Origin of the sequence: Micromonospora sp. NPDC003816 (assembly GCF_042874705.1) — a bacterium.
GTDB lineage: Bacteria > Actinomycetota > Actinomycetes > Mycobacteriales > Micromonosporaceae > Micromonospora.
Genome location: NZ_JBIANP010000018.1, coordinates 36,277 through 61,685 on the forward strand (window position 1 = coordinate 36,277; position 25,409 = coordinate 61,685).

Here is a 25,409-nt window from a genome sequence, read left to right on the forward strand (position 1 = left end):
AAGGCTGGCATCGATAGCTGTTTGGTTACCCGCGAGTCACGTGCGAGCGGTTAGCCTGCTTGGACCCCGCGCACCGCCGCCGATCAGACCCGCCACCCCACGGGAGCCCCCTCATGTCCGACGAGCCACCCCCTGCGGTCGACGTCTGCATAGTCGGTGGTTGTGGCCGGGTCGGCCTGCCACTGGGCATCGCCTTCGCCACCCGCGGACTCTCCGTCGTGCTGTACGACCTCAACGCCGACGCGGTGGACACCGTCAACGCCGCCACGTTGCCGTTCGCCGAGGCGGGTGCCGCCGCACCGCTGGCCGAGGCGGTGGCCGCCGGTCGTCTGCGGGCCACCACCGACCCGGCGGCCGTCGGCCTCTCCGCGCATCTGGTGGTCGTGGTGGGTACGCCGGTCGACGAGCACCTCAACCCGGATCTCGGTGCCGTGCCCCGGGCCCTGGAACGCTGCGCGGAGCACCTGCGGGACGGTCAGCTCGTCGTGCTGCGCAGCACCGTCTATCCGGGAGTGACCGCGCTGACCGAGAAGCTGCTGGCCGCCAAGGGTGTGCACGCCGACGTCGCCTTCTGTCCGGAGCGTATCGCCGAGGGCCACGCGATGACCGAGTTGTTCGCGCTGCCGCAGATCGTGGCCGCGCGGACGCCGGAGGCGCAGGCCCGGGCGGAGCGGCTGTTCCGGCACCTCACCGAGCAGATCGTGCCGTTGCAGCCGGAGGAGGCGGAGCTGGCGAAGCTGTTCACCAACACGTGGCGTTACATCAAGTTCGCCACCGCCAACCAGTTCTGGATGATGGCCAACGACGTCGGGCTCGACTTCGCCCGGATCCGGCACGCCGTGGCGTTCGACTATCCGCGCGCGGCGGACCTGCCGATGCCGGGCTTCGCCGCCGGACCGTGCCTGTTCAAGGACACCATGCAGTTGGCCGCCTTCAACCGGAACAATTTCGTGCTCGGTCACTCGGCCATGCTGATCAACGAAGGGCTGCCGCTGTATCTGGTGTCCCGGTTGGAGGACCGCTTCGACCTGGCCACGTCGACCGTTGGCATCCTCGGCATGGCGTTCAAGGGCGGCAGCGACGACCCTCGGGAGAGCCTGGCGTACAAGCTGCGCAAGATCCTGGCGTTGAAGGCCCGCGAGACGCTGTGCACCGACCCGTACGTGGTCGACGAGCGGCTCCTCGACCTGGACGAGGTGGTGCGCCGGTCGGATCTGCTGGTCATCGCGGCCCCGCACGAGCAGTACGCCCGCCTCGACACCGACCGGCCGGTGATCGACATGTGGGGCCTGACCGGGCAGGGGGTGCGGGTGTGAACCCGCGCGTCTCGGTGATCGTGCCGGTCTACGACGAGGGCGAGGCGATCGTCCGTTGCCTGGAACGGATGCTGCGGGAGTTGATGCTCCCCGCCGAGGTGCTCATCGTGCACGACCAGCCCGAGGACACCACGGTGCCGTACGTGGAGCAGATCGCGCGGACCGATCCTCGGGTGCGGGCGGTGCTGAACACCTACGGGCGGGGCCCGGCCAACGCGATCCGGTTCGGCATCGACGCGGCCCGGGCGCCGGTCGTGGTGGTGACGATGGCCGACGGCTGTGACGACCCCCGGCAGATCGACGAGCTGGCCCGGCTGGTGGACCGGGGTGTGGTGGTCGCGGCGGCGTCCCGGTACATGCCGGGCGGCCAGCAGGTCGGCGGACCACGGCTGAAGCGGATCATGTCCCGGTGGGCGGGCCGGAGCCTGTACACCTTCGCCCGGGTCGGCACCCGGGACGCCACCAACAGCTTCAAGGCGTACGACACCGCGTTCGTGCGGGAGGTCGGTATCGAGTCGCGGACCGGCTTCGAGATCGGGCTGGAGCTGACCGCCAAGGCGACCCGGCTGCGGCTGCCGGTGGCGGAGATCCCGACGATCTGGCTGGACCGACCGCTCGGCGAGTCCCACTTCGACCTGGGGCGTTTCCTGCCGGGCTACCTGCGTTGGTACGTCTTCTCCTACGGTCGGCGGCTGAGCCGGGAGAAGATGGCCGCCCGGCGCGGGCCGGCGGTCGTGGCGGTCCCGCGCGGCGCCGGGTACGAACAGCGCGGCACCGAGTACGAGAAGACGGCTTAGGAGCGTACGTGGCGAAGGTCCTGGTTACCGGTTCGGCCGGCTTCATCGGCGGCTATCTGGTCTCCGAGTTGCTCGATCGCGGGCACGAGGTGGTCGGGATCGACGACTTCTCGAAGTACGGGCCGGTCACCCACAGCTACGACACGCACCCGCGTTTCCGGTTCGTCGAGGGTGACGCCCGCGACGTCGGCCTGCTCACCGACCTGCTCGACGGCTGCGACCACCTGGTCGCCGGTGCGGCGATGATCGGCGGGATCTCCTACTTCCACGCGTACGCCTACGACCTGCTCGCCACCAACGAACGGATCATGGCGGCCACCTGTGACGCGGCGATCCGGGCCCATCGGGAGGGTCGGCTCGCCAAGGTCACCTATCTGTCCTCCTCGATGGTGTACGAGTCGACGACGCACTGGCCGAGCCGGGAGGGCGACGAGCGGCGGATCCCGCCTCCGCTCTCCTCGTACGGCTTCCAGAAGCTGGCCGTGGAGTACTACGCCCGGGCGGCCTGGGAGCAGTACCGGCTGCCGTACACGATCGTGCGGCCGTTCAACTGCGTGGGCGTGGGGGAGGGGCGGGCCCTGGGCCAGGCCGAGGTGCTCTCCGGCAACGTCAAGCTGGCCATGTCGCACGTGGTGCCCGACCTGGTGCAGAAGATCGTCAAGGGGCAGGACCCGCTGCACATCCTCGGCGAGGGCGACCAGGTGCGGCACTACACCTACGGCGGTGACCTGGCACGGGGCATCGCGCTCGCCGTCGAGCACCCGGCCGCGTGGAACGAGGACTTCAACCTCTCCACCGCGCGGTCGACCACCGTACTGGAGCTGGCCGAGGTGATCTGGCGCAAGATCAAGGGGCCGGACGTGCCGTTCCGTCACGTCAGTGACGACCCTTTCGAGTACGACGTGCGCAGGCGCGTGCCGGACACCACCAAGGCCGCCGAGGTGCTCGGTTTCACGGCCGCCACCTCGCTGGACGAGATGCTCGACGAGGTCGTCCCGTGGGTGACCCGGGCGGTGGCCGAGGGGCGGCTCTGACCGTCCCGTCCGCACCCGGTGACATCACCATGCAGCGGTATGCATGACCTTGCGGTCAGTCATCGGCCACTGCTAACCTCTTCTGCATAGTCATGCGGAGGTAGGTATGGGAATTCGGGTCGCAGTCGCCGGGGCGAGCGGATACGCCGGAGGTGAACTGCTGCGCCTGTTGGCCGGGCACCCCGAGTTCGACCTGGTCGCCGCCACCGCGCACCGCCAGGCGGGGCAGCCGCTGGACAGCGTGCACCCGCAGCTCACCGGCATGGACCTGACGTTCGCGGCGACCACCCCGGACGTCCTGGCCGATGCCGACCTGGTCTTCCTCGCCCTGCCGCACGGTGAGTCGGCGGCGCTCGCGTCCCGGCTGCCCGCGCAGGTGCGGGTGGTGGACCTCGGCGCCGACCACCGCCTGGTCGACGGGGACGCCTGGACCCGCTACTACGGCGGCGCCCACGCCGGCGCGTGGACCTACGGGCTGCCCGAACTGCCCGGTCAGCGGGAGCGCGTCGCCGCCTCCACGCGGGTGGCCAACACCGGCTGTTACGCGGCCACCATCGTGCTGGCGCTGGCACCACTGATCGCCGCCGGAGCCGCCGACCCGGCCGACGTGGTGGTCGTCGCCGCCAGCGGCACCTCGGGCGCGGGCCGGGCCGCCAAGACCCACCTGCTGGCCAGCGAGGTGGCGGGCGACCTGTCGCCCTACAAGGTCGGCGCCCACCAGCACGTACCCGAGATCAAGCAGGCCACCGGCGCGACCGGGCTGTCGTTCACACCGGTGCTGGCGCCGATGCCGCGCGGCATCCTGGCCACGGTCACCGCGCGGCCGACCGGCGAGGTGGACCCCCGCGCGGTGCTGGCGCAGGCGTACGCGGACGCGCCCTTCGTGCACCTGCTCCCCGAGGGCCGGTGGCCGCACACCGCCGCCACCCTCGGTGGCAACTCCTGCCACCTCCAGGCCACCGTAGACGTCGACTCCGGTCGGCTGATCGTGGTCGCCGCACTGGACAACCTCGGCAAGGGCGCCGCCGGCCAGGCGGTGCAGAACGCCAACCTGATGTTCGGTCTGCCCGAGACCACGGGCCTGTCCTGCTTCGGAGTCGCGCCATGACCGTCACCACCCCCGGGGGGTTCCGGGCGGCCGGGGTCGCCGCCGGCCTCAAGACCAGCGGCGCCTCCGACGTGGCCCTGGTGGTCAACGACGGCCCGGACGCCGGGGTCGCCGCGGTCTTCACCAGCAACCGGGTCAAGGCCGCCCCGGTGGTCTGGACCCAGCAGGTGGTCCACGGCGGCCTGGTCCGGGCGGTGGTGCTCAACTCCGGCGGCGCGAACGCCTGCACCGGCCCGGCCGGCTTCCAGGACACCCACGCCACCGCCGAGCACACCGCCGCCGAACTGAGCGCGGTCAGCGGCCGGGAGTACGGCGCCGGTGAGGTGGCCGTCTGCTCCACCGGTCTGATCGGCGAGCGGCTGCCCATGGAGAAGCTCCTGCCGGGAGTGGCCTCGGCGGTGCGGGCCCTGGCCGGTGACGGCGGTGACGCCGCCGCCGAGGCGATCATGACCACCGACAGCCGACCGAAGACCGCCGTGACGCGCGGTGACGGCTGGACCGTCGGTGGCATGGCCAAGGGCGCCGGCATGCTGGCTCCCGGCATGGCCACCATGCTCTGCGTACTCACCACCGACGCGGTGGCCCCGCCGGAGACGCTCGGTGCGGCGCTGCGGGCCGCCACCCGGGTCACCTTCGACCGGGTCGACTCCGACGGCTGCATGTCGACGAACGACACCGTGCTGCTGCTGTCCAGCGGTGCCTCCGGGGTCACGCCGAGCGAGGCGGAGCTGACCGGCGCGGTCACCGCCGCCTGCCACGACCTGGCGAGGCAGTTGCTGGCCGACGCCGAGGGTGCCACGAAGGAGGTCGCCATCGAGGTGGTCGGCGCGGCGAACGAGGACGAGGCGGTCGAGGTGGGCCGGTCGGTGGCCCGCAACAACCTGGTGAAGACCGCACTGTTCGGCAACGACCCGAACTGGGGGCGGATCCTCGCCGCCGTCGGCACGACCGCCGCCACGTTCGAGCCGGACGAGATCGACGTCGCGGTCAACGGGATCTGGATCTGCCGCTCCGGCGCCGCCGCCGAGGACCGGTCCCGCGTCGACCTGACCGGACGCGACGTCACCATCCGCATCGACCTGCACGCCGGCGCCGCCGAGGCGACGGTGTGGACCAACGACCTGTCGCACGGGTACGTGCACGAGAACTCGGCGTACTCGACGTGAGCGCGAGGAACGCAGCGAAGCGGAGTCCCGCAGTCGCGAACAGAAGGTCAGCGACGTGAGCGCGAGGAATGCAGCGAAGCGGAGTCCCGCAGTCGCGAACAGAAGGTCAGCGACGTGATCTATTACGGAAGGCCGGTCCGGTGACCCTGACCTCGGATCTGACCCGCGCCCAGGAGAAGGCCGCCACCCTGATCGAGGCCCTGCCCTGGCTGGCCCGTTTCTCCGGCTCCACGGTGGTGGTCAAGTACGGCGGCAACGCCATGGTCGACCCCGAGTTGCAGCGGGCCTTCGCCGCCGACATGGTGTTCCTGCGCTACGTCGGGCTCAAGCCGGTGGTGGTGCACGGCGGTGGACCGCAGATCTCGGCGATGCTCGGTCGGCTCGGCATCGACAGCGAGTTCCGGGGCGGCCTGCGGGTGACCACCCCGGAGGCGATGGACGTGGTCCGGATGGTGCTGGTCGGGCAGGTCGGCCGGGAACTGGTCGGACTGATCAACGCGCACGGCCCGTTCGCGGTCGGGCTCTCCGGCGAGGACGCCGGGCTGTTCACGGCGGTACGTCGGCACGCGTACGTGGACGGCGAGGCGGTCGACGTGGGTCAGGTCGGCGACGTCGAGTCGGTGGACGTGTCGGCGGTGGACGACCTGATCGGAGCGGGCCGGATTCCGGTGATCTCCACCGTGGCGCCGGACGTGGACGGGGTGCTGCACAACCTCAACGCCGACACCGCCGCCGCCGCGCTGGCGGTCGCGCTGCGCGCCCGCAAGCTGGTCGTGCTCACCGACGTGCCCGGCCTGTACGCCGACTGGCCGGACACCTCCAGCCTGGTCAGCGAGATCGGCACCACCGAGCTGGCCGCACTGCTGCCGTCGCTGGAGTCGGGCATGGTGCCCAAGATGGAGGCCTGCCTGCGCGCGGTCAGCGGGGGCGTACCCGCGGCCCACGTGGTCGACGGTCGGGTCGCGCACTCCACCCTGTTGGAAGTTTTCACCTCGGAAGGCTTCGGGACGATGGTGATCCCCTCATGAGCGGGCGGAGTGCCGGCATGACGCTGGTCGAGCGGTGGCGGCAGTCGATGATGGACAACTACGGCACGCCGCCGCTGGCCCTGGTGTCCGGTTCCGGCGCCGTGGTCACGGACGAGGCCGGTCGGGAGTACGTGGACCTGCTCGGCGGCATCGCCGTCAACTCCCTCGGGCACGCGCACCCGGCCGTGGTGGCCGCCGTGTCGAAGCAGGTCGCCACGCTCGGGCACGTCTCCAACCTGTACGTCGCCGAACCCCCGGTGGCCCTGGCGGAGCTGCTGCTGGCCCTGGCCGGACGCCCGGGTCGGGTGTTCTTCGCCAACTCCGGCGCCGAGGCCAACGAGGCGGCGTTCAAGCTGTCCCGGCGTACCGGCCGCACCCACGTGGTCGCCACCGTCGGTGGTTTCCACGGCCGGACCATGGGTGCCCTGGCGTTGACCGGTCAGCCGGCCAAGGCCGACCCGTTCCGTCCGCTTCCCGGCGAGGTCGACCACGTCCTGTACGGTGACGTCGCCGCCCTTGAGGCGACGGTGACCGACGCGACCGCGATGGTGATCCTGGAGCCGATCCAGGGCGAGAGCGGTGTGGTGGTCCCACCGGCCGGCTACCTCGCCGCCGCCCGGCGGATCACCGCCCGGCACGGCGCGCTGCTGGTGGTCGACGAGGTGCAGACCGGTGTCGGCCGCACCGGACACTGGTACGCGCACCAGGCCGAGGGTGTCGAGCCGGACGTGGTGACCCTGGCCAAGGGGCTCGGCGGCGGGTTGCCGATCGGTGCCACCCTGGCCTTCGGCCCGGCTGCGGACCTGCTGGTCGCCGGGTCGCACGGCAGCACGTTCGGCGGCAACCCGGTGAGCTGCGCCGCCGCGCTCGCGGTGATCTCCACGATCGCCCACGAGGGGCTGCTCGACCACGTCAAGCGGATCGGGGAGCGGCTGCGCCGGGGCATCGAGGGGCTCGGGCATCCGCTGGTCGGCGGGGTGCGGGGCGCCGGGCTGCTGCTCGGCGTGACCCTGACCGCGCCGGTGTCGGCCGCCGCCGCCGAGGCGCTGCGCGGCGCCGGTTTCCTGGTGAACCCGATCCAGCCGGACGTGCTCCGGCTGGCCCCGCCGCTGATCCTCACCGCCGACCAGGCCGACGCGTTCCTGGCCGCGCTGCCCCTCGCCCTCGACGCGGTGACGCCCACCCCCGGCCCGGCCGGTGACCTCGACCCGACGGAGGCCAAGGCATGACCCGGCACTTCCTGCGTGACGACAACCTGTCGCCCGCCGAGCAAGCCGCCGTGCTCGACCTGGCGGCCCGGATGAAGGCCGACCGGTTCGCGTACGCGCCGCTCGCCGGTCCCCGGTCGGTGGCGGTGCTCTTCGACAAGCAGAGCCTGCGGACCCGGATCTCGTTCGACGCCGGCATCGCCGAACTCGGCGGGCACCCGCTGGTGGTGGACACCCAGGTCACCCACTTCGGGCGGGGGGAGACGCTGGCCGACGCGGGGCGGGTGCTGTCCCGCTACGTGGCCGCGATCGTCCTGCGGACGCATGGTGACGACCGGATCGCCGAGGTCGCCGAGGGGGCCACCGTGCCGGTGGTCAACGCGCTGACCGACGGCTTCCACCCCTGCCAACTCCTGGCCGACCTGCTGACCGTGCGGGAACGCTTCGGCGACACCGCCGGGCGCACCCTGGCGTACGTCGGCGACGCGGCGAACAACATGTCCCACTCGTACCTGCTGGCCGGCGCGACCGCCGGGATGCACGTCCGGGTCGCCGGTCCGGAGGGCTTCGCGCCCGACGCCGACGTGGTGGCCCGCGCCGAGGCGATCGCCGCCGACACCGGCGGCAGCGTCCGGGTGCTCGTCGACCCGGTCGACGCGGTCCGGGACGCCGACGTGGTCGCCACCGACACCTGGGTCTCGATGGGGCAGGAGGGCGACGGGCTGGACCGCGCCACCCCGTTCCTGCCGTACCAGGTCAACGAGGAACTGCTCGGGCACGCCGCACCGACGGTGATCGTGTTGCACTGCCTGCCGGCGCACCGGGGCGAGGAGATCACCGGCGAGGTGCTGGACGGCCCGCGCAGTGCCGTCTTCGACCAGGCGGAGAATCGGCTGCACGCCCAGAAGGCGTTGCTGGCGTTCCTCCTGGAGGAGAAGACATGAGTGCACCCCTCACCCGTGCCGCCCGGCACGCCCGCATCGTCGAGCTGATCCGTGACCGGGCCGTCCGTTCACAGACCGAGCTGGCCGAGTTCCTCGGCGACGAGGGCGTCCAGGTCACCCAGGCCACGCTCTCGCGGGACCTGAAGGAACTGGGGGCGGTCACCGCCCGGGGCGGCGACGGCCGGGCCGTGTACGTCATCCCGGAGGACGGCCACCGGCCGTTGCGCGACGCCGAGGCGGCGCCGGCCCGGCTGGTACGGCTGCTGCGGGAACTGCTCAACGAGGTCGACTCCAGCGGCAACATCGCCGTGCTGCGGACGCCGCCGGGGGCCGCACAGTATCTGGCCAGCGCGTTGGACCGGGCGGGACTGCCGGAGGTGGTCGGCACCATCGCCGGCGACGACACCATCCTCGTGGTGGCCCGCGAATCCGACGGCGGGGCTGCGCTCGGCGAACGGCTCGCCGGCTGGGCCCGTCGCGACGAGTACACCGAAGGGAACACAGCACCATGACCGAGCGGGACTTCGGGCGGGACGCCCGGTGCGGAGCGTCGCGGTGGTGACCGCCAGAATGGGCCAGGTGGACGACAAGAGCCTGACCGAGAACAGCGCGCCCGCCAACCGTACGAGCCTGTGGGGTGGCCGGTTCGCCGGTGGCCCGTCGGAGGCGCTGGCCCGCTTGTCGGTGAGCGTCCAGTTCGACTGGCGGCTGGCCCCGTACGACATCGCCGGTTCGCGGGCCCACGCCCGGGTGCTGGCCGGCGCCGGCCTGCTCGACCCGGACGAACTGGGCCGCATCCTCGCCGCCCTGGACGACCTGGAGGCGGCCTGCGCCTCCGGCGCGTTCCGGCCCACCGTCGACGACGAGGACGTGCACACCGCCCTGGAACGCGGGTTGCTGGAGCGGCTCGGCAGCCTCGGCGGCAAGCTGCGCGCCGGCCGGTCCCGCAACGACCAGGTCGCCACCGACCTGCGGCTCTATCTGCGCGACCACGCCCGGGGGGTGGCGTCGCGGCTGGTCGAGCTGGCCGAGGCGCTGGTGGAGCAGGCCGAGCGGCACGTGGACACCGCCGCGCCCGGGATGACGCACCTGCAGCACGCCCAGCCGGTCACCTTCGGCCACTGGCTGCTCGCCCACGTGCAGCCGCTGCTGCGGGACCTGGAGCGGCTGCGCGACTGGGACCACCGCGCCGCCGTGAGCCCGCTCGGCGCGGGCGCGCTGGCCGGGTCGGGGCTGCCGCTGGACCCGGTGGCGGTCTCCAAGGAGTTGGGTTTCCGGACCTCGTTCGCCAACTCGATGGACGCGGTCGCGGACCGGGACTTCGTCGCCGAGTTCCTCTTCATCACCGCGCTGGTCGGCGTGCACCTGTCCCGCCTCGGCGAGGAGGTGGTGCTCTGGACGTCGCACGAGTTCGGCTGGGTGGAGCTGGACGACGCCTTCGCCACCGGCTCCTCGATCATGCCGCAGAAGAAGAACGCGGACATCGCCGAGCTGGCCCGGGGCAAGTCGGGACGGCTGGTCGGTGGGCTGGTCGCGGTGCTGACCATGCTCAAGGGCCTGCCCATGACGTACGACCGGGACATGCAGGAGGACAAGGAGCCGGCCTTCGACGCGGTCGACACCCTGGAACTGCTGCTGCCGGCCCTGGCCGGGATGATCTCCACCATGACGGTACGCGTCGACCGCCTGGTCGCCGCCGCGCCGGTGGGCTTCTCGCTGGCGACCGAGGTGGCCGACTGGCTGGTCCGCAAGGGTGTGCCGTTCCGCGACGCGCACGAGATCACCGGCAAGCTGGTGGCGCTCTGCGCGGTCCGGGACTGTGCCCTCGACGAGGTCTCCGACGACGACCTGGCCACGGTCAGCGAGCACCTGGACCCGAGCGTGCGCGACGTGCTGTCGGTCCGCTCGGCGTTGGCCGCCCGGATCACGCCCGGCTCGACCGGCCCCGGCCCGGTCGCCGACCAGCTCGCCACCGCCGCCGACCGGTTGGCCGGTTGGCGGGAGTGGGCGGCGGAGCAGGTCGTACCCCGCTGAGGCGGACGGCCCGGCCCGGTCTACACCGGCCGGGCCGTACGCTCGCTTCACCCCTTTACGTCGGCTTCGGAGGGCCGGCTCGTCGCTCCGGGTACTTGTGGTTGGTGTCCTTTCGAGCTGAACCGTTCGTGCTGTCGGGCCTGGGGCCCGCCGGTGGTGGCGACCTCCGGGGCGGGGTGCTGCGACCCTGGCGCAGCACCCGACTCAGTCGGCGGCCTGGTCCGGTCGGGTGCGGGCGGCCAGCCGGTCGTAGCGCTGGCGGGCGGCCTGGGCGCTGCCCAGGCCGAGTCCGTGCCCGATCGCCTGCCAGGTCAGCCCACGGCTGCGCGCGAGGTCCAGCAGTCCCGCCTCCATGGTGTCGATCTCCGCCCGCAGGTGCGGGAAGAGGGTGAGCGCGGCGAGCAGGTCTCCCTCGTCGACCGGTTCCTCACCGTTCGTAGCTTCGGCGGCCCCGGCGGCCAGGGCCAACACCACGGCGATCGCCTCGTACGGATCGGCCGCCTACGGGTTGGTGTGCCGGCGGCGCTGCGCCTCGGTGGCGGCGTGCCGCTCGGTGAGCCGGTGCAGGGCCGCGTAGGTGCGGTGGGCCGGATCCTGGGCTGCCTGTGCTGAGGTGCGGGCGGAGGCGGTCATGCCCCCAGTCCACTACTTCAATGAAGCGTTGTCAACAAGGTGTTGAACCCTCGAGGTCGGAGGGGCGTCGATCGGCGGGCGCCGGTGGGGCGTCGCTTGTCCATCGAGGCGCCTGTCGAGCTGACCGCAGCAGCGGATCGGGCATAGCCGTCCACACCTGGGGGCGGGCGATAGCGCCGACGGTTCAGCTCGAAAGGCGGCCAGGAGGAGCACCCCAGGCCCGATTCGTCGAGGGTGCGCTCCCGCCGAGGGGTGGGATCGACATGCCGACCGTCTCAGCCGAGCGCGATGTCGTCCCGGACATGTTCGGCCGCGACCTGGACTCCCAGGTCATACCCGGGACGGACCATGCTGGGCTCTCCGAGGCGTCGGCGCGTGGTTGCCGATCGAACCCCGGTCGCGGTTACCTGGACGGGTGGACCACTCCTGGCTGAACGCGCCCGCCGCCGAGATCGCCGAGACCGCCCGCACGCTGCTGGGCTGGGAGGTCTCGGCCGGCGGCGTTCGGATCAGGCTGACCGAGGTCGAGGCGTACGCCGGGACGGGCGAGGACCCGGCCTCGCACGCCCATCGCGGGCCGACACCGCGTACGAAGGTCATGTTCGGCCCGGCGGGCCATGCCTACACGTACTTCGTCTTCGGGATGCACTGGTGCCTCAACGTGGTCTGCGGGCGCGAGGGGGAGGCGGCGGCGGTCCTGCTGCGGGCCGGTGCGGTGGTCGACGGGGTGGATCTCGCCCGCACGCGTCGCGGCGAGGTGCCCGACCGGGACCTGGCGCGCGGCCCGGCCCGGTTGGTGGTGGCGCTGGGGCTCGACGCGACGGCTAACGGCACCAACCTCGTCGACGGCAGCGGGCCGTTGCTGCTGACTCCGCCGACGCGTCCGGTCGCGCCGTCCGAGGTCTCCGCCGGCCCGCGCGTCGGCGTGGCCGCCGCCCACGACGTCCCCTGGCGCTTCTGGATCACCGGTGACCCGACGGTCAGCACCTACCGTCGCCACGTGCCCCGGCGACGGCACTGACTCGGGTCTGCCAGGCTGCTCTATCCGACTGCGGTGCGGACACCGAGACCGACCAGGAGCGCGCCGGTCAGCCGGTCCAGTGCCCGGCGGACCCGGAGGGTGCGCAGCAGCCGGGCCGCCGCACCCGAGACGACGGTCCAGCCGGCGAGCCAGCAGGTGTGCAGCGCCGCGTGCGCCGATGCCAGCACCAGCATCGGCACCAGCACGGAGCGGTGCGAGCCGAGGAACTGTGGGGCGAGGGTCAGGTAGACGGCGGCGGCCTTGGGATTGAGCACGGTGCCGAGCAGCCCCTGCGCGTACGGATGGTGCCCGCGCCACGGCAGCCGCCGGGCTCGGCGGACGGTGGCCGGGCCGTCGGACAGCGCAGGGCCGTCGGGCGGGGCAGAACCGGCCGGGTGTCGGCGACGGATCGTCGACCACAGCAGCCACAGCCCGAACCCGACCAGATAGGCGGCGCCGAGCAGCTTCACCGTCCAGAACGCCTGCGACGAGCGCAGCACCAGAGCGGCGAGGCCGATGGCCGCGAGCGCGCCGTGCACGTAGATCCCGGTGACCGTACCCAGGATCACCCACCAGCCCTGCCGGGGCCCGCCGGCGGCGACCCGCGAGACGACCAGCGTGAGGCTGGTTCCCGGGGTCAGGGTTATCGGCGCGACGGCGACCAGGAAGCCGAGCACGGCGACCCTGTTCAACCTCAGACCACCACGCGGTAGTGGGTGCTCAGCAGTCCCGCGTCGTCGTACACGTGGAACGCCACCCCGGGTGGCTGGCGCAGGTCGACCAGCGGTCCGTCACCCTCCCAGGGCAGTCGGAGCGTGGAGACGACGCCGGGCGCGATCCGCAGGGGTCGGCCGGCGAAGGTGCTCGCGGCGGCGGTGTGGAAGTGGCCGGTGAGCACGGCGACGACCTGTGGGTGGGCGGCCAGCAGGTCGGCCAGCGGCGCGGTGGGGGAGAGCCGCATCGAGTCGACGACGGGGTGGTGCAGGGCGACCGGCGGGTGGTGGAAGGAGACGAAGACCGGAGTCCCGGCCGGCACCGAGCCGAGTTGTCCGGCGAGCCACTCCATCGTCTCCTCGTCGAGGTGACCGTCGTTCTCGCCCGGAATCGACGAGTCCGCGAGCAGGAAGACCGCGCCGGCGACGTCGTGCCGGGTGTTGATCGGGCCGTCGCCGCCGCCCGCGTCGCCGAGCAGACCCTTGCGGTACGCGTCGCGCACGTCGTGGTTGCCGGGGCAGACCATCACCGGCAGTGGCGACGCGAAGAGTTCCGCGGCGAGCCGGTACTCGGCCACCTCGCCGTGGTCGGCGATGTCCCCGCTGATCAGGATCGCGTCGACCGGTCGGGGCAGGGCGTGCAGGTGGTCCATCACCCGGGCGGTCCGCTCGGCCGAGCGGGGATGACTGTCGAGGTGCGTGTCGCTGAGGTGGGCGATGACGAGCACAGCAGTCCCCTAATGGTTGTAGCGTCCGCAAGCATTAGGGAAACTACACTCGATCGCACGGGGCGCGTCAAGCAGGACCTGAGGAGGCCCGATGTCGCAGCAGCTCGTGCTCGCCCTGGCGAGCACCATCCGGCACGACGGCAACGGGGGCGTGGCCGACGACCTCGCGGACGTGGCCGGGCTGGCGGCCTGGCTGCGGGAGCAGGCCGAACCGCTGCGGGAGTACGCCGCCGAGCCCTTCGCCGGTACGCCGGACGAGCACCTGCGGCGCGACGTGGTGGCCGTACGGCGTGCCGTCCGCGCCCTCTTCGCGCACGCGGTCCGTCCGGGGCCGCCCAGCCGGGCCGACTCCTCGACGTTGATGCCCGTGCCGGACGCCGTCGAGCGACTCAACGAGGCCGCCGGCCGGCTGCCCGTGCGGCCGGTGCTGAGCTGGCCGGACGGGTCGACACCGGCGGTCGCCTGGCGGGGTGCCACGACCGACGCCCGGCGGTGGCTCGTCGCGGTGCTGGCCCGGGCGGCGATCGAGTTCCTCACCGGCCCGGCTCGCACTCAGTTGCTCGCCTGCCCGGCGCCGCGCTGCGTGCGCTACTTCGTGAAGGACCATCCGCGCCAGGCGTGGTGCAAGCCGTCCTGCGGCAACCGTGCCCGGGTGTCCCGGCACTACCAGCGCCACGCGGCGAGCCCGACGGTTCCGTAGTGTTTCGGCGGCGTCCTCGGCTTCCCGGCGGCGTCCTCGGCCGGGCGGATGAGCGCGGCGTGACGGGGGACACTGGTGGGGGCCGGGGTTACGGAATAGTTGACGAGTCAAATATGTTGTCCGCGACGCCGGGTACGAACCGCCCGGGTCGGACGACACGAGGAGCTGTCATGCAGTTCGGAGTCTTCACCGTCGGCGACGTCACGGTCGACCCGACCACCGGTCGTGAGCCGACCGAGGCGGAGCGGATCAAGGCGATGGTGGCCATCGCGCTCAAGGCCGAGGAGGTCGGTCTCGACGTCTTCGCCACCGGCGAGCACCACAACCCGCCGTTCGTGCCCTCGTCGCCCACCACCATGCTCGGCTACATCGCCGCCCGCACGGAGCGGCTGCTGCTGTCCACCGCGACCACGCTGATCACCACCAACGACCCGGTGAAGATCGCCGAGGACTACGCGATGCTCCAGCACCTGGCCGACGGCCGGGTCGACCTGATGATGGGGCGCGGCAACACCGGCCCGGTCTACCCCTGGTTCGGGCAGGACATCCGCAACGGCATCCCGCTCGCCATCGAGAACTACGACCTGCTGCGCCGGCTCTGGCGGGAGGACGTGGTCGACTGGTCGGGCAAGTTCCGTACCCCGTTGCAGTCGTTCACCTCGACGCCGCGACCGCTCGACGGCGTGCCGCCCTTCGTCTGGCACGGCTCGATCCGCAGCCCCGAGATCGCCGAGCAGGCCGCGTACTACGGCGACGGGTACTTCGCCAACCACATCTTCTGGCCGGCCGAGCACACCCGCCGGATGGTGGGCCTCTACCGGCAGCGTTTCGCGCACTACGGCCACGGCTCCGCCGACCAGGCCATCGTCGGCCTCGGCGGGCAGGTGTTCATGCGCCGCAACTCCCAGGACGCGGTCCGCGAGTTCCGGCCGTACTTCGACAACGCGCCGGTCTACGGGCACGGCCCCTCGCTGGAGGAGTTCACCTCGCAGACGCCGCTGACCGTGGGCAGCCCGCAGCAGGTGATCGACCGGACCCTCGGGTTCCGGGAGTACGTGGGCGACTACCAGCGTCAGCTCTTCCTGGTCGACCACGCCGGCCTGCCGCTGAAGACGGTGCTGGAGCAGCTCGACCTGCTCGGCGAGGAGGTCGTGCCGGTGCTGCGCAAGGAGTTCGAGTCGCTGCGGCCCGCCCACGTACCTGCGGCACCGACGCACGCCTCGCTGCGCGCCGCCGCCGAGCGGGCCGCCTCGGGCGGCGACGCGCTGGCCGGCGCCGCGTCGGCGGAGGGGGAGCGGTGACCGTACGCGCGATCGCCGTCGTCTCGGCGGGCCTCAGCCAGCCGTCGTCGACCCGGTTGCTCGCCGACCAGCTCGCCACGGCCACCCGTGACGAGCTGGTCGGGCGCGGCGAGCAGGTCGAGCTGCACCACGTCGAGTTGCGCGAGTACGCCCACGACATCGTCAACCACCTGCTCACCGGGTTCGCCCCGGAGGCCCTGCGACAGGTGCTCGACCAGGTCACCGGCGCGGACGGGCTGATCGCCGTGACGCCGATCTTCAACGCCTCGTACAGCGGCCTGTTCAAGTCGTTCTTCGACCTGCTCGACGCCGACGCGCTGGGCGGACGGCCGGTGCTGATCGGGGCCACCGGTGGCACCGCCCGGCACTCCCTCGCGCTGGAGCACGCGCTCCGCCCGATGTTCGCCTACCTGCGGTCGGTGGTGACGCCGACGGCGGTGTTCGCCGCCTCCGAGGACTGGTCCGGCGGTACGGCCGAGGGCGCGCTGCGGTCCCGGATCACCCGTGCCGCCGGTGAACTCGCCGAGCAGGTGCACCGTGCCGCTCCGTCGAGCGGGCCGGCCGACCCGTTCGCGCTCGGCACTGACTTCGAGCGGCTGCTGCGCGGCGGCAATTCCTGACCGTACGACGCGGACGCCCTCGCCGTGACCACGGCGAGGGCGTCGGCGACTCAGACCTCCGGTCCGTGCGGGTGGGCGACCAGCACCGGGCAGCGGGCGTGCTGCACCAGCGCCTGGCTGACCGAGCCGAGCAGCAGGCCGGCGAAGCCGCCCCGACCACGGGAGCCCGCCACCACCAGGGCCGCGTCGGACGTCGCCTCGATCAGCGCCTGGTCCGGCTTCGCCGCGGTGATCAACCGCTCCGCCACGGTCAGCCCCGGGTGGCTGCCCCGGGCCGAGGCCGCCGCCGTGGCCAGCAGTGCCGCCGCCTCCCCGCCGTCGTCCGTGTGTCGCTCGTCGGCGACGTGCGCCAGCACCAGCGTGCCGCCGCGCCGGACCGCCTCCTCGGCGCCGTACCCGAGGGCCAGTTCGGCCGACTCGGAGCCGTCCACCCCGACCAGCACCGGCCCCTCCGTCGGCAGGGGACGGTCCGGCGGCCGGACCACCAGCACCGGACAGTGACCGTGCGCGGCGACCTGGGTGCCGACCGAACCGAGCAGCAGCCCCGCGAAGCCGCCGAGACCCCGGCTGCCCACCACGACCAGTTCCGCCCGCCGGGACTCCTCGACAAGCGTCGCGCCTGGGCCTCCGGCCACCTGGCGTACCTCGACGGTGAGCCCCGGCCACCGGTCGGCCAGCTCGGCGGAGGTCTGTTCGAGCATCTTCCGGCCGTCCTCGGTCGGTGCCGGCACCCCCACCTCGTACGGGTTGATCGGCACCCCGTAGCCGAGCGGGTGCAGGTAACCGTGCACCAGGTGCAGCGGGCGGGACCGCCAGACCGCGGCCTGTGCCGCGTGTTCCGCGGCGACCAGGCTCGGCGGTGATCCGTCCACCCCCACCACGACAGGTCGGTTCATCGGCCCTCCAGATTCGCCTCTGCCCAATTGTCGGGGCCGTCCCTGGCCGGGACCGGCCCCGACACACCATGCCCGCTCGCTACCAGCCTGACCCACCCGGCGCGGCCACGGTCCGTGGACCACGGTTCCGATCCGGGTGGCCGGGTCGGCCGGCGGACTCCGCGAGATCACCGACCGCGACCAGCCCCAGCGGACGCAACCCGACCGGGTGGGCGGTGTCGACCGGTGCCGTCCCCACCAGGGCCGCCGCCAGCGCCAGCACCCGCAGCCCGGTGTCGGCCATCCGCTGCGCGGCGGCGGTCAGGGTGGTCACGTCCCCGTCGACGGCGTCGAGCAGCGGCATGCGCAGCACCCCCTCCGGCGTACCCGTGCAGACCACCAGGTACCGGCGGTCGCAGCAGCGGTGCACCGTGGTCGTCCGGCGCAACCGGCGGTCGAAGGGGCGGGCGGCGATCCGTGGCCAGGCCGTCCGGGTGGAGACCGGGTCCAGCCCGCAACGGGCCGCGAAGGTCACCAGCGCCGCCTCCACCGGATCGCCGACGGCGTACCAGTCCGGTCGGTCGGCGTCCGGCGGGGCCACCGAGGCGTCGGCGCAGAGCAGCCCGGCCCGCGCCAGGCGGCGCAGCTCGTCCGGCACGGCCACCGGTGTGCCGTCGCGGTGCACGCCGCCGAACGGGGCGTACCCGGTGCCGGTCACGTCGAAGCGGTCGCCGTCCGGGGCGACCACGTGCCGTACCGCCCACCGCCTCTCGGTGCGGGCGCCGTGCGCCCCCTCCACGACCACGCCGGTGCGCGCCGTCGTCGTCCCGCCGGTGACCTGGACCTGTCCGGCCAACGTCCGCTCCGCCCTGTGCCGGGGCCGTCCCGCTGACGGCTCTCCCGGTGCCAGCCTGGTCCGGTCCGACGCCGGGCGGCAGGGGCGATCCGCCCGCGTGGCCCGGGACCAACGGCCCTGCCCGACCGAAGGAGTCACTGCGTATCGTCTGAGGAATGACCGACGACCTGCGACTGCGGCCCGTCGGCGAGGACGACCTGCCGGAGTTCTACGCCCACCAGCTCGACCTCGAGGCCAACCGGATGGCCGCCTTCGGTCCGGCGGACCCCGCAGACCCGCGGGTGTTCGCCGCGCGCTGGGTCCGGATCCTGACCGACCCGGACATCGTGTCCCGCACCGCGACCGTCGGGGACACCGTGGTCGGTTACGTGCTGGCCTTTCCCGTCGGGGACCGCACCGAGGTCAGCTACTGGATCGATCCGGCCCGGTGGGGCCGGGGCCACGCCACGCGGGCACTCGGCGCGCTGCTGGAGGAGGTGACCCGACGGCCGCTGCACGCGCGCGCGGCGGTCGACAACGCCGGCTCGCTGACCGTGCTGCGTCGCTGCGGGTTCGTCGTGCGCGGCACCGACCGGGGGTACGCCCCGGCCCGCGACCAGGAGGTCGACGAGTACGTCCTGGAACTGCCCGCCTGAGCGTCCGCCCCGCCTGACCGTCCGCCCCGCCGGGGCGTTGACCTGGGCGGCGACTACCCTCGCGGGGTGAACTGGCTGGATCTCGTCGGCTGGGCCGGCTCCGCGTTGCTGGTCTGGTCGCTGCTGCAGACGCGCATCCTGCGGCTGCGCGCCCTCAACCTGGTCGGCTGTTTCGTGCTGATCGGCTACAACGCCGCCGTGCAGGTGTGGCCCATGGTCGGGCTGAACGTCGTGCTGGCCGTGATCAACGTGTGGTACCTGCGCGGGCTGCTCACCACCCGGCACGACGAGCAGACCTACCAGGTGGTCGAGGTCGGTGCCGACGACGCCTTCCTGGCCCACACGCTGCGGGTACACGCCGCCGACATCGCCCGGTTCAACCCCGGTTTCCACCCGGGGCGGGTGGCCGGCCGCACGGCCTTCCTGGTGGTACGCGCCGACGAGGTGGTCGGCGTGGTGCTGGCCCGGGACGTCGGCGACGGCGTCGCCCAGATCGACCTCGACTACGTCACCCCGCCGTTTCGCGACTTCACCCCGGGCGAGTTCGTCTACCGGCGCAGCAGCCTCTTCACCGAGCGTGGTTTCCGCCGTGTGGTCAGCCCACCGGGCATGGTCGGCGCGTACTACCACCGGCTCGGCTTCCGCCGGGAGGGCGACTCGTTCGTACTGGACCTGCCGGCACCGACGGTGCCGTCGAGCTGACCTTCCGCGTCGGTGCCGCGCCCGGGCGGAAGCCTCCTTCCGATACCAGGATTCGGCGTCGGGACGACGGGGAATTGGCACCGCTACGCCGCGGGGCCTCCGCCGGCGACGCCACCCGGCGTGGTCCAGTGAGGGAGAGAACCGGGCGTGCAGAGCTACTGGAGCCAGCTGGCCCTGGTCGGAGTCCTGATCGTGATCAACGCGATCTTCGCCGGTAGTGAGCTGGCACTGGTGTCGCTGCGGGACAGCCAGGTCCAGCGGCTGGAGCGCACCGGCCGGGCCGGACAGGTGCTGGCCCGGCTCGCCCGGGACCCGAACCGCTTCCTGGCCACCATCCAGATCGGCATCACCCTGGCCGGCTTCCTCGCCTCGGCCGCCGCCGCCGTGTCGCTGGCCCGGCCGCTGGTGCCACTGCTGGACGACGTCTTCGGCCGGGCCGCCGAGATGGTCGCGATCGTCCTGGTCACGCTGGTGCTGACCTTCGTCACCCTGGTCTTCGGCGAACTGGCCCCGAAGCGGATCGCGATGCAGGTGCCGGAGCGCTGGGCGCTGCTGGTCGCCCGCCCCCTCGATCTGCTCGCCGCCCTCACCCGGCCGGTGGTGTGGGTGCTCGGTGCCACCAGCGACCTGGTGGTGAAGCTGTTCGGGCTCGACCCGAAGCCGGAACCGGACGAGATCAGCCCCGACGAGCTGCGGGACATCGTCTCCGGCCACCACGGCTTCACCAAGGAACAGCAGACCATCATCGCCGGGGCGGTGGAGATCGCCGACCGCCGGCTGCGCGCCGTGCTGGTGCCCCGGCTGCGGGTCTTCTGTCTGGACAGCGGCACCACCGCCGAGGACGCCCGGCTGGTGCTCGCCGCGTCCGGGCACTCCCGGGCGCCGGTGGTCCGGCACGGCGGGCTGGACGAGGCGGTCGGCGTCATCCACCTGCGCGACCTGGTCGGCGTCCGCGACGACCGGCCCGTCGACGAGTACGTCCGCCCGCCCATGCTGCTGCCCGACTCGGTGCCGGTGGTCGACGCGCTGCGCCAGTTCAAGGCCGAACGGCAGCACATGGCGCTGGTCGTGGACGAGCGGGGCGCCGTGGACGGCATCGTCACGCTGGAGGACATCCTGGAGGAGATCGTCGGCGAGATCTACGACGAGACCGACCGGGACGTGCGCTCGGTGCGCACCGAGCCGGACGGTGCGCTGCTGCTGCCCGGCACCTTCCCGGTGCACGACCTGCCGGACATCTCCGTGGAGCTGCCCAGCCGCCCGGAGGGCGACTACACCACCATCGCCGGCCTGGTGCTGGCCGCCCTGGGCCGCATCCCCACCCAGGGCGAGCACGTGACCGTCGACGGCTGGCTGTTGGAGGTCACCGAGGTCGACACCCGGGCCATCCACGGGTTGCGGCTGTGCCGGCCCGGCGACCCGGACACTCCGACCGACTCCGCCGAGCGGTCCTCGACCGACCCGTCGGAGCACCCGCCGGCCGACGCGGAGGTCCCGCCCCCGGCCGACCCGCCGAGGGCATGGACGGACCCGACGGGTCCGTCTGCGGCCGGTCGCGCGGGCCAGGCGCGGACGGAGACGCCGGAGCCGACGCCGGACGAGCGGACCGTGCTGGACGGGACCCGACCCTAGGGCCCGTCCGGCGGCACCCCGTCGCCGGGCGGTTCCGGCAGCGGGGGATCCAGCCGGACCCGGTGCAGCGGCACCTGCACGGTGCTGCGGCCGAGTCGCCGGGCCACCGCGCGGAGCGCCCACGGGGCGGACGGATGCCGCTCCGGCCCGATCAGACGCCCGCTCACCCGGCCGTACCAGTGCCGGGTCACCACCAGGTCGGTCAACCGCAGCGGCCCGGCCGGACCACCCCGCACCACCAGGTCGACCACCCGACCCAGCCGCCGGCCGTGCTCGTCGTACACGGTCCGGCCGAGCAGCTCACCCGCTCGCACGGCCGGACCCCGGGATGCGGCCGATCAACCTGCGACGCAGCCATTCCTCCACCGGTGAGGGCGTCAGCTCCTCGGCCGGTACCCGCAGCCGCACCGCGCTGTCGACCCGGTCGACCAGGTCGTACGGGATGCGCAGCGGCGCTACCGGGCGGTCCGTGACGAAGCGTTCGGCGGTGAGCACCAGCATCCGTCCGAGCCGTCCGCCGACCCGTGCGCCGAGCGCGCCGGGCCCGCTGAGCAGCGTGCACAGGTACGGCACGCCGTTCGCGTCGAACGCGAACTCCACGTCGTCCACCTTGCCGACCAGCCGACCCGCCACGTCGACGAGTTGGCGGTCCAGCAGTTGTCGGCTCACCCCGATCCTCACTGTCCCATCCTCGTGCCCACGGCCAGCGGAACGGCGGCGATCGCCGCCGCGACGATGACCAGCAGGATCACCGCGCCGAGCAGGTTGAGTGCCCGCCCGTTGACCCGGTCGCCGAGGTACGTGCGGTCGTTGGCGACCACCAGGATCGGCAGGTACGTCAGCGGCAACGCCACCGCGCTGATGATCAGCATGTACTCGGTGAGCGTCACCGGGTCGATGGTGGTGAGCAGCAGCAGGACCCCGAGCAGCACACTGACCAGCAGCACGGTGTGGAACCGTGCCGCCTCGCGCGGGCTGACCCGCTTGCCCCACTGCCACCCGAAGTACTGCGCGGCGGCGTACGCGGCGGAGAGCCCGGTCTCCAACGCGGCGCCGAACGTGACGGCGAAGAACGCCAACGCCGCCACCGCCAGTCCGACCGTGCCGAAGGCCAGCACGACCGGGTGGGCGACCTCGTCCAGGCTGCTCACCGTCAACCCGGCCGGCCGCAGCACCACGGCGGCGGTGGCGATCAGCGACAACGCGAGGAACCCGCCGATCGGGAACCCGACCAGCACGCTGAACCGGGCGTCGGCCAGGTCGGCCGTACTCCAGCGTTCCTCCACCCCGCCGGAGGAGAAGAAGAACACCTCGTACGGGCTGACCGTGGAGGCGAACAACGCCACCGCCACGAACCAGTACGCGCCCCAGCCCTGCCCGGAGTCGCTCGGCGAGATCGCGCTGCGGCCGAGCTCCGCCCAATCGGTGGGCAGCCAGAACAGCGCCACCGCGAAGACCACCAGGGTCAACCCGGCGAGTCCGAACACCCGCTCCATCAGCGGGAAGCGCATCCGCCACAGCACCAGCCAGACGGCCGCGCTGGCGATCGGCACCCACACCAGGTACGGCACTCCGGTGGCCAGCCGTAGCGCCAGCGCCACCCCGCCCAGTTCGGCGGCCAGCGTGATCACCGTGACCAGGTACGACGCCGCCAGGTTGACCAGGGCCACCCGCGCGCCGAGCCGTTCCCGGACGAGGTCGAAGACCGCCCGGCCGGTCACCGCCGCGATCCGTCCGGCCATCTCGGCGTACGCGCAGATGGCGACCACCCCGAGCAGCAGCACCCAGGTGTGCGCCATGCCGAATCGCGCGCCGGCCTGCCCGGCGGCGACCAGGTCGCCGATGTCCACGAAGCCGCCGACCGCGGACAGGATGCCGAGCGTGGCGGCGAGCAGCTTCCTCACGTCGGCGGCGGGGCGGGCGCGGTCATCGACGCGACCATATCGCCGTTAACGCGTCAATTTTCCATAAAACCGGCATCCGCTGCCGGGCTCAGCCGTGGTCAGGTGCGCGCACCACCGAGCCGCGCCTCGGCGTCGGACGTCCGGTCGGGGTCAGGCGTTCGGGTAGAGGTTCTGCAGGCGTACCTGGCCGCGGGCCACCAGCCGGCCATCCGCGTCGGTGATCTCCACCTGCCAGAGCTGCTGGCTGCGTCCCCGGTGCACCGGGGTGCCCACCGCGGTCAACTCGCCGTCGCGCACCGCCCGCAGGAAGTCCGTCTGGTTGGACACGCCGACGACCTGCCCCCGCTCACCCAGCCAGACACCGCCGCCCACACTGGCCGCCGTCTCCACCACCGCGCAGTAGACCCCGCCGTGCTGGAGCCCGTACGGCTGGTGCAACTCCGGGCGTACCCGCCAGCGAATCGTCACCCGGTCACCGCTGATCTCGGTGAACTCCAGCCCGAGCAGTCCGGCGAAGCCGCTCGACACGTCCGGGAACTCCACGGCAGCCTCCTCGATCTTGGCGTCGTCAGCGTAACCGGAGCGTCGGCACGGGCTGACCCGGTAGGGCCGAACCCGGCCGATGGGGGAGAATCGGTGACCGTGACCGAGAGCAGCCCCCCGCCGCCCCGGCGGGACTCCCTGACCGATGACCTGCGGTGGCGCGGCCTGATCCAGGACTCCACCGACCCCGACGAGCTGCGCGGGCTGCTCGACGGCAGCGGGGCCGCGTTCTATGTCGGCTTCGACCCGACCGCGCCGAGCCTGCACGCCGGCCACCTCATGCAGGTCACCACCGCCCGCCGTCTCCAGCTCGCCGGGCACCGACCGCTCCTGCTGGTCGGCGGCGCGACCGGGCAGATCGGTGACCCGAAGGAGAGCGCGGAGCGGACGCTCAACGCCCCCGAGGTGGTGGCCGGATGGGTGGGCCGCATCCGCGACCAGCTCGCCCCGTTCGTCTCGTACTCCGGGGACAACGCCGCCGAACTGGTCAACAACCTGGACTGGACCGGCGAGATGTCGGTGGTCGAGTTCCTCCGCGACGTCGGCAAGCACTTCCCGGTCAACAAGATGCTGGCCAGGGAGGTGGTGCGGGCCCGGCTGGAGAGCGGGATCAGCTTCACCGAGTTCAGCTACCAACTCCTGCAGGCCAACGACTTCTTCGAGCTGCACCGCCGGCACGGCTGCCAGCTCCAGTTCGGCGGCTCGGACCAGTGGGGCAACATCACCGCGGGCGTGGACTACGTACGCCGTCGCGGGCTCGGCCCGGTCCAGGCCTTCACCACTCCACTGGTCACCAGGTCGGACGGCACGAAGTTCGGCAAGACCGAGGGCGGCGCGGTCTGGCTCGACCCGGAGATGACCAGCCCGTACGCCTTCTACCAGTTCTGGATCAACGTCGACGACCGGGACATCGGCCGTTACCTGCGCTACTTCAGCTTCCGCTCCCGGGAGGAGCTGGAGGCGTTGGAGAAGGAGAGTGCGGAGCGCCCTGCGGGTCGGGCGGCACAACGGGCCCTGGCCGAGGAGTTGACCACCCTGGTCCACGGCGAACGCGAGATGGCGCAGGTGGTCGCCGCCAGCCAGGCGTTGTTCGGGCGGGGCTCGCTGGCCGACCTGACGCCGGTGACGCTGCGCGCCGCGCTCGCCGAGGCCGGCCTGGTACGCCTCGACCAGCTACCGGACGTGGCCACCCTGCTCAAGGAGTCCGGCCTGGTGCCGAGCATGAAGGAGGCCCGTCGGGTGATCACCGAGGGTGGTGCCTACCTCAACAACGAGCGGGTGACCGAGGTCGACGCCGTACCCACGGCGCAGGACCTGTTGCACGGGCGGTACCTGGTGCTGCGACGGGGCAAGCGCTCGTTCGCCGGCGTCGAAGTGGCGAGCTGAGCGCGGTGTGACGCGGGACGCGTCCGGCGGATTTGACGATCAATCCGTCGGGCGCGTAACTTTCTCTCTGTCAGCGCGGAACGGACGAAACGGTCGAAAGACCTAAGGCCGGGGTGCTGGTCAACCCCTCGAGTGCGGTGGATACACTCATCGAAACCGAGGCCGGGTGGTGCACCCCGATTCGCCGCGAGGCGGATTTGGCGAGGCGGAACCGACCGGGTAGGGTTGACGACCGGCAGGGAACCGGGCGAGCTAGCGGGAAACCGCAAGCGGCCGGCCTGCCAAAGCCACGAGACGAGCGGCGATAGCCGAACGTATCTGTGGTGCCCGACAAAAGGGTGGAAGCGTGACAAACCAGCGGAAGCGGGTTTGACACGGTTGAAACCAGCGGGTAACGTAGTAAAAGTGCCCGCCGCGAGGTGGGTGCGGGTGATGCCCCGGAGGGGTGCCTGCTGGTGTGGGTGTTCTGATGGTGTGTGGTTGTTCTTTGAGAACTCAACAGGGTGCTTGATAAGCCAGTGCCAA

The 25,409-nt window shown here is 72.5% G+C and carries 28 protein-coding genes; 18 read left to right on the forward strand and 10 right to left on the reverse strand.

The window, feature by feature from the left end; genetic code table 11:
• Positions 1-113 precede the first annotated feature (113 nt).
• The 10 genes from ACFYTT_RS29895 (at position 114) to argH (ending at position 10,635) form a co-directional block, all read left to right on the forward strand.
• On the forward strand, positions 114-1,316 hold the full coding sequence (locus ACFYTT_RS29895) for a nucleotide sugar dehydrogenase (protein ID WP_387264216.1): 1,203 nt from the start codon (positions 114-116) through the stop codon (positions 1,314-1,316).
• Entirely contained in the window at positions 1,313-2,113 is an 801-nt protein-coding gene (locus tag ACFYTT_RS29900) for a glycosyltransferase family 2 protein (protein WP_236145813.1), read from the forward strand. The genes ACFYTT_RS29895 and ACFYTT_RS29900 overlap by 4 nt, the downstream gene beginning before the upstream one ends.
• Before the next feature lie 8 nt (positions 2,114-2,121).
• Positions 2,122-3,147: an NAD-dependent epimerase/dehydratase family protein gene (locus ACFYTT_RS29905; protein ID WP_387264218.1), complete on the forward strand. Its 1,026-nt coding sequence runs from the start codon at positions 2,122-2,124 to the stop codon at positions 3,145-3,147.
• A 106-nt stretch (positions 3,148-3,253) separates the two neighbouring features.
• Positions 3,254-4,255, forward strand: a complete 1,002-nt coding sequence (gene argC, locus ACFYTT_RS29910) for an N-acetyl-gamma-glutamyl-phosphate reductase (protein ID WP_387264220.1) — start codon at positions 3,254-3,256, stop codon at positions 4,253-4,255.
• On the forward strand, positions 4,252-5,421 hold the full coding sequence (argJ, locus tag ACFYTT_RS29915; protein WP_357219460.1) for a bifunctional glutamate N-acetyltransferase/amino-acid acetyltransferase ArgJ: 1,170 nt from the start codon (positions 4,252-4,254) through the stop codon (positions 5,419-5,421). Before argC ends, argJ begins: the two co-directional genes overlap by 4 nt.
• 140 nt (positions 5,422-5,561) lie before the next feature.
• Positions 5,562-6,449: an acetylglutamate kinase gene (gene argB, locus ACFYTT_RS29920; RefSeq protein WP_131054058.1), complete on the forward strand. Its 888-nt coding sequence runs from the start codon at positions 5,562-5,564 to the stop codon at positions 6,447-6,449.
• Complete coding sequence (locus ACFYTT_RS29925; protein WP_387264225.1) at positions 6,446-7,678, forward strand: acetylornithine transaminase; 1,233 nt, start codon at positions 6,446-6,448, stop codon at positions 7,676-7,678. The genes argB and ACFYTT_RS29925 overlap by 4 nt, the downstream gene beginning before the upstream one ends.
• A complete protein-coding gene (argF, locus tag ACFYTT_RS29930) occupies positions 7,675-8,601 on the forward strand; it encodes an ornithine carbamoyltransferase (RefSeq protein WP_387264228.1) in 927 nt (308 codons plus the stop codon). Before ACFYTT_RS29925 ends, argF begins: the two co-directional genes overlap by 4 nt.
• Positions 8,598-9,113 (forward strand): arginine repressor, encoded by a 516-nt coding sequence (locus ACFYTT_RS29935; RefSeq protein WP_117230175.1) that lies wholly within the window; start codon positions 8,598-8,600, stop codon positions 9,111-9,113. Before argF ends, ACFYTT_RS29935 begins: the two co-directional genes overlap by 4 nt.
• 58 nt (positions 9,114-9,171) lie before the next feature.
• On the forward strand, positions 9,172-10,635 hold the full coding sequence (gene argH, locus ACFYTT_RS29940; protein WP_176095740.1) for an argininosuccinate lyase: 1,464 nt from the start codon (positions 9,172-9,174) through the stop codon (positions 10,633-10,635).
• A gap of 204 nt (positions 10,636-10,839) precedes the next feature.
• On the opposite strand, the gene ACFYTT_RS29945 is transcribed toward argH, so the two are convergent.
• Both ACFYTT_RS29945 and ACFYTT_RS29950 read right to left on the reverse strand, forming a co-directional pair.
• On the reverse strand, positions 10,840-11,109 hold the full coding sequence (locus ACFYTT_RS29945; protein ID WP_387264231.1) for a hypothetical protein: 270 nt from the start codon (positions 11,107-11,109) through the stop codon (positions 10,840-10,842).
• A gap of 27 nt (positions 11,110-11,136) precedes the next feature.
• Complete coding sequence (locus tag ACFYTT_RS29950) at positions 11,137-11,268, reverse strand: hypothetical protein (RefSeq protein WP_387264233.1); 132 nt, start codon at positions 11,266-11,268, stop codon at positions 11,137-11,139.
• Between the two features lie 415 nt (positions 11,269-11,683).
• On the opposite strand from ACFYTT_RS29950, the gene ACFYTT_RS29955 reads away from it, so the two are divergent.
• Complete coding sequence (locus ACFYTT_RS29955; protein WP_387264236.1) at positions 11,684-12,289, forward strand: DNA-3-methyladenine glycosylase; 606 nt, start codon at positions 11,684-11,686, stop codon at positions 12,287-12,289.
• Positions 12,290-12,309: 20 nt separating this feature from the next.
• Here the strand turns inward: ACFYTT_RS29955 and ACFYTT_RS29960 are convergent, their stop codons facing one another.
• Together ACFYTT_RS29960 and ACFYTT_RS29965 are read right to left on the reverse strand one after the other, a co-directional pair.
• Positions 12,310-12,981, reverse strand: a complete 672-nt coding sequence (locus ACFYTT_RS29960) for a LysE family translocator (RefSeq protein ID WP_387264238.1) — start codon at positions 12,979-12,981, stop codon at positions 12,310-12,312.
• A 2-nt stretch (positions 12,982-12,983) separates the two neighbouring features.
• Entirely contained in the window at positions 12,984-13,730 is a 747-nt protein-coding gene (locus tag ACFYTT_RS29965; RefSeq protein ID WP_387264240.1) for a metallophosphoesterase, read from the reverse strand.
• A gap of 91 nt (positions 13,731-13,821) precedes the next feature.
• On the opposite strand from ACFYTT_RS29965, the gene ACFYTT_RS29970 reads away from it, so the two are divergent.
• The 3 genes from ACFYTT_RS29970 to ACFYTT_RS29980 all read left to right on the forward strand — a co-directional run bounded on the left by ACFYTT_RS29970 (position 13,822) and on the right by ACFYTT_RS29980 (position 16,351).
• Complete coding sequence (locus tag ACFYTT_RS29970) at positions 13,822-14,430, forward strand: CGNR zinc finger domain-containing protein (protein ID WP_387264243.1); 609 nt, start codon at positions 13,822-13,824, stop codon at positions 14,428-14,430.
• 170 nt (positions 14,431-14,600) lie between these two features.
• Positions 14,601-15,731, forward strand: a complete 1,131-nt coding sequence (locus tag ACFYTT_RS29975; RefSeq protein ID WP_387264245.1) for an LLM class flavin-dependent oxidoreductase — start codon at positions 14,601-14,603, stop codon at positions 15,729-15,731.
• Positions 15,728-16,351, forward strand: a complete 624-nt coding sequence (locus tag ACFYTT_RS29980; RefSeq protein WP_387264248.1) for an FMN reductase — start codon at positions 15,728-15,730, stop codon at positions 16,349-16,351. Before ACFYTT_RS29975 ends, ACFYTT_RS29980 begins: the two co-directional genes overlap by 4 nt.
• A 50-nt stretch (positions 16,352-16,401) precedes the next feature.
• Here ACFYTT_RS29980 and ACFYTT_RS29985 read toward each other — a convergent pair whose 3' ends face one another.
• Together ACFYTT_RS29985 and ACFYTT_RS29990 are read right to left on the reverse strand one after the other, a co-directional pair.
• The gene (locus ACFYTT_RS29985; RefSeq protein ID WP_131057738.1) at positions 16,402-17,247 is read right to left on the reverse strand and encodes a universal stress protein; all 846 of its coding nucleotides are present in this window, start codon (positions 17,245-17,247) and stop codon (positions 16,402-16,404) included.
• Between the two features lie 79 nt (positions 17,248-17,326).
• The gene (locus tag ACFYTT_RS29990; protein WP_387264251.1) at positions 17,327-18,082 is read right to left on the reverse strand and encodes a hypothetical protein; all 756 of its coding nucleotides are present in this window, start codon (positions 18,080-18,082) and stop codon (positions 17,327-17,329) included.
• 155 nt (positions 18,083-18,237) lie between these two features.
• On the opposite strand from ACFYTT_RS29990, the gene ACFYTT_RS29995 reads away from it, so the two are divergent.
• The 3 genes from ACFYTT_RS29995 to ACFYTT_RS30005 all read left to right on the forward strand — a co-directional run bounded on the left by ACFYTT_RS29995 (position 18,238) and on the right by ACFYTT_RS30005 (position 21,051).
• Positions 18,238-18,717 carry a GNAT family N-acetyltransferase gene (locus tag ACFYTT_RS29995; RefSeq protein WP_131054947.1) on the forward strand — a complete coding sequence of 160 codons (480 nt, stop codon included), beginning with the start codon at positions 18,238-18,240 and terminating at the stop codon, positions 18,715-18,717.
• Positions 18,718-18,783: 66 nt separating this feature from the next.
• Complete coding sequence (locus ACFYTT_RS30000; RefSeq protein ID WP_131054948.1) at positions 18,784-19,419, forward strand: hypothetical protein; 636 nt, start codon at positions 18,784-18,786, stop codon at positions 19,417-19,419.
• A gap of 147 nt (positions 19,420-19,566) precedes the next feature.
• Complete coding sequence (locus tag ACFYTT_RS30005; RefSeq protein WP_387264254.1) at positions 19,567-21,051, forward strand: hemolysin family protein; 1,485 nt, start codon at positions 19,567-19,569, stop codon at positions 21,049-21,051.
• Here ACFYTT_RS30005 and ACFYTT_RS30010 read toward each other — a convergent pair.
• The 4 genes from ACFYTT_RS30010 to ACFYTT_RS30025 all read right to left on the reverse strand — a co-directional run bounded on the left by ACFYTT_RS30010 (position 21,048) and on the right by ACFYTT_RS30025 (position 23,498).
• Complete coding sequence (locus tag ACFYTT_RS30010; protein WP_387264257.1) at positions 21,048-21,365, reverse strand: PRC-barrel domain containing protein; 318 nt, start codon at positions 21,363-21,365, stop codon at positions 21,048-21,050. The genes ACFYTT_RS30005 and ACFYTT_RS30010 overlap by 4 nt on opposite strands.
• Positions 21,352-21,732, reverse strand: coding sequence for a hypothetical protein (locus tag ACFYTT_RS30015; protein ID WP_176093327.1), 381 nt, complete (start codon positions 21,730-21,732; stop codon positions 21,352-21,354). Before ACFYTT_RS30015 ends, ACFYTT_RS30010 begins: the two co-directional genes overlap by 14 nt.
• Complete coding sequence (locus ACFYTT_RS30020; RefSeq protein ID WP_387264260.1) at positions 21,729-22,955, reverse strand: NRAMP family divalent metal transporter; 1,227 nt, start codon at positions 22,953-22,955, stop codon at positions 21,729-21,731. Before ACFYTT_RS30020 ends, ACFYTT_RS30015 begins: the two co-directional genes overlap by 4 nt.
• A gap of 150 nt (positions 22,956-23,105) precedes the next feature.
• Positions 23,106-23,498, reverse strand: coding sequence for a PaaI family thioesterase (locus tag ACFYTT_RS30025; RefSeq protein WP_387264263.1), 393 nt, complete (start codon positions 23,496-23,498; stop codon positions 23,106-23,108).
• A 99-nt stretch (positions 23,499-23,597) separates the two neighbouring features.
• On the opposite strand from ACFYTT_RS30025, the gene tyrS reads away from it, so the two are divergent.
• Positions 23,598-24,884 carry a tyrosine--tRNA ligase gene (gene tyrS / locus ACFYTT_RS30030; RefSeq protein WP_387264274.1) on the forward strand — a complete coding sequence of 429 codons (1,287 nt, stop codon included), beginning with the start codon at positions 23,598-23,600 and terminating at the stop codon, positions 24,882-24,884.
• Positions 24,885-25,409: the final 525 nt, after the last annotated feature.

What these genes read in the sequence shown, in the direction of transcription:
- ACFYTT_RS29935 (WP_117230175.1), top strand. Translation starts at nt 8,598, where the DNA reads ATGAGTGCACCCCTCACCCGTGCCGCCCGGCACGCCCGCATCGTCGAG.
- argH (WP_176095740.1), top strand. Translation starts at nt 9,172, where the DNA reads ATGGGCCAGGTGGACGACAAGAGCCTGACCGAGAACAGCGCGCCCGCC.
- ACFYTT_RS29975 (WP_387264245.1), top strand. Translation starts at nt 14,601, where the DNA reads ATGCAGTTCGGAGTCTTCACCGTCGGCGACGTCACGGTCGACCCGACC.
- ACFYTT_RS29995 (WP_131054947.1), top strand. Translation starts at nt 18,238, where the DNA reads ATGACCGACGACCTGCGACTGCGGCCCGTCGGCGAGGACGACCTGCCG.
- argF (WP_387264228.1), top strand. Translation starts at nt 7,675, where the DNA reads ATGACCCGGCACTTCCTGCGTGACGACAACCTGTCGCCCGCCGAGCAA.
- ACFYTT_RS29925 (WP_387264225.1), top strand. Translation starts at nt 6,446, where the DNA reads ATGAGCGGGCGGAGTGCCGGCATGACGCTGGTCGAGCGGTGGCGGCAG.
- ACFYTT_RS29970 (WP_387264243.1), top strand. Translation starts at nt 13,822, where the DNA reads ATGTCGCAGCAGCTCGTGCTCGCCCTGGCGAGCACCATCCGGCACGAC.
- argJ (WP_357219460.1), top strand. Translation starts at nt 4,252, where the DNA reads ATGACCGTCACCACCCCCGGGGGGTTCCGGGCGGCCGGGGTCGCCGCC.
- ACFYTT_RS29950 (WP_387264233.1), bottom strand. Translation starts at nt 11,268, where the DNA reads ATGACCGCCTCCGCCCGCACCTCAGCACAGGCAGCCCAGGATCCGGCC.
- ACFYTT_RS29985 (WP_131057738.1), bottom strand. Translation starts at nt 17,247, where the DNA reads ATGAACCGACCTGTCGTGGTGGGGGTGGACGGATCACCGCCGAGCCTG.
- argC (WP_387264220.1), top strand. Translation starts at nt 3,254, where the DNA reads ATGGGAATTCGGGTCGCAGTCGCCGGGGCGAGCGGATACGCCGGAGGT.
- ACFYTT_RS29895 (WP_387264216.1), top strand. Translation starts at nt 114, where the DNA reads ATGTCCGACGAGCCACCCCCTGCGGTCGACGTCTGCATAGTCGGTGGT.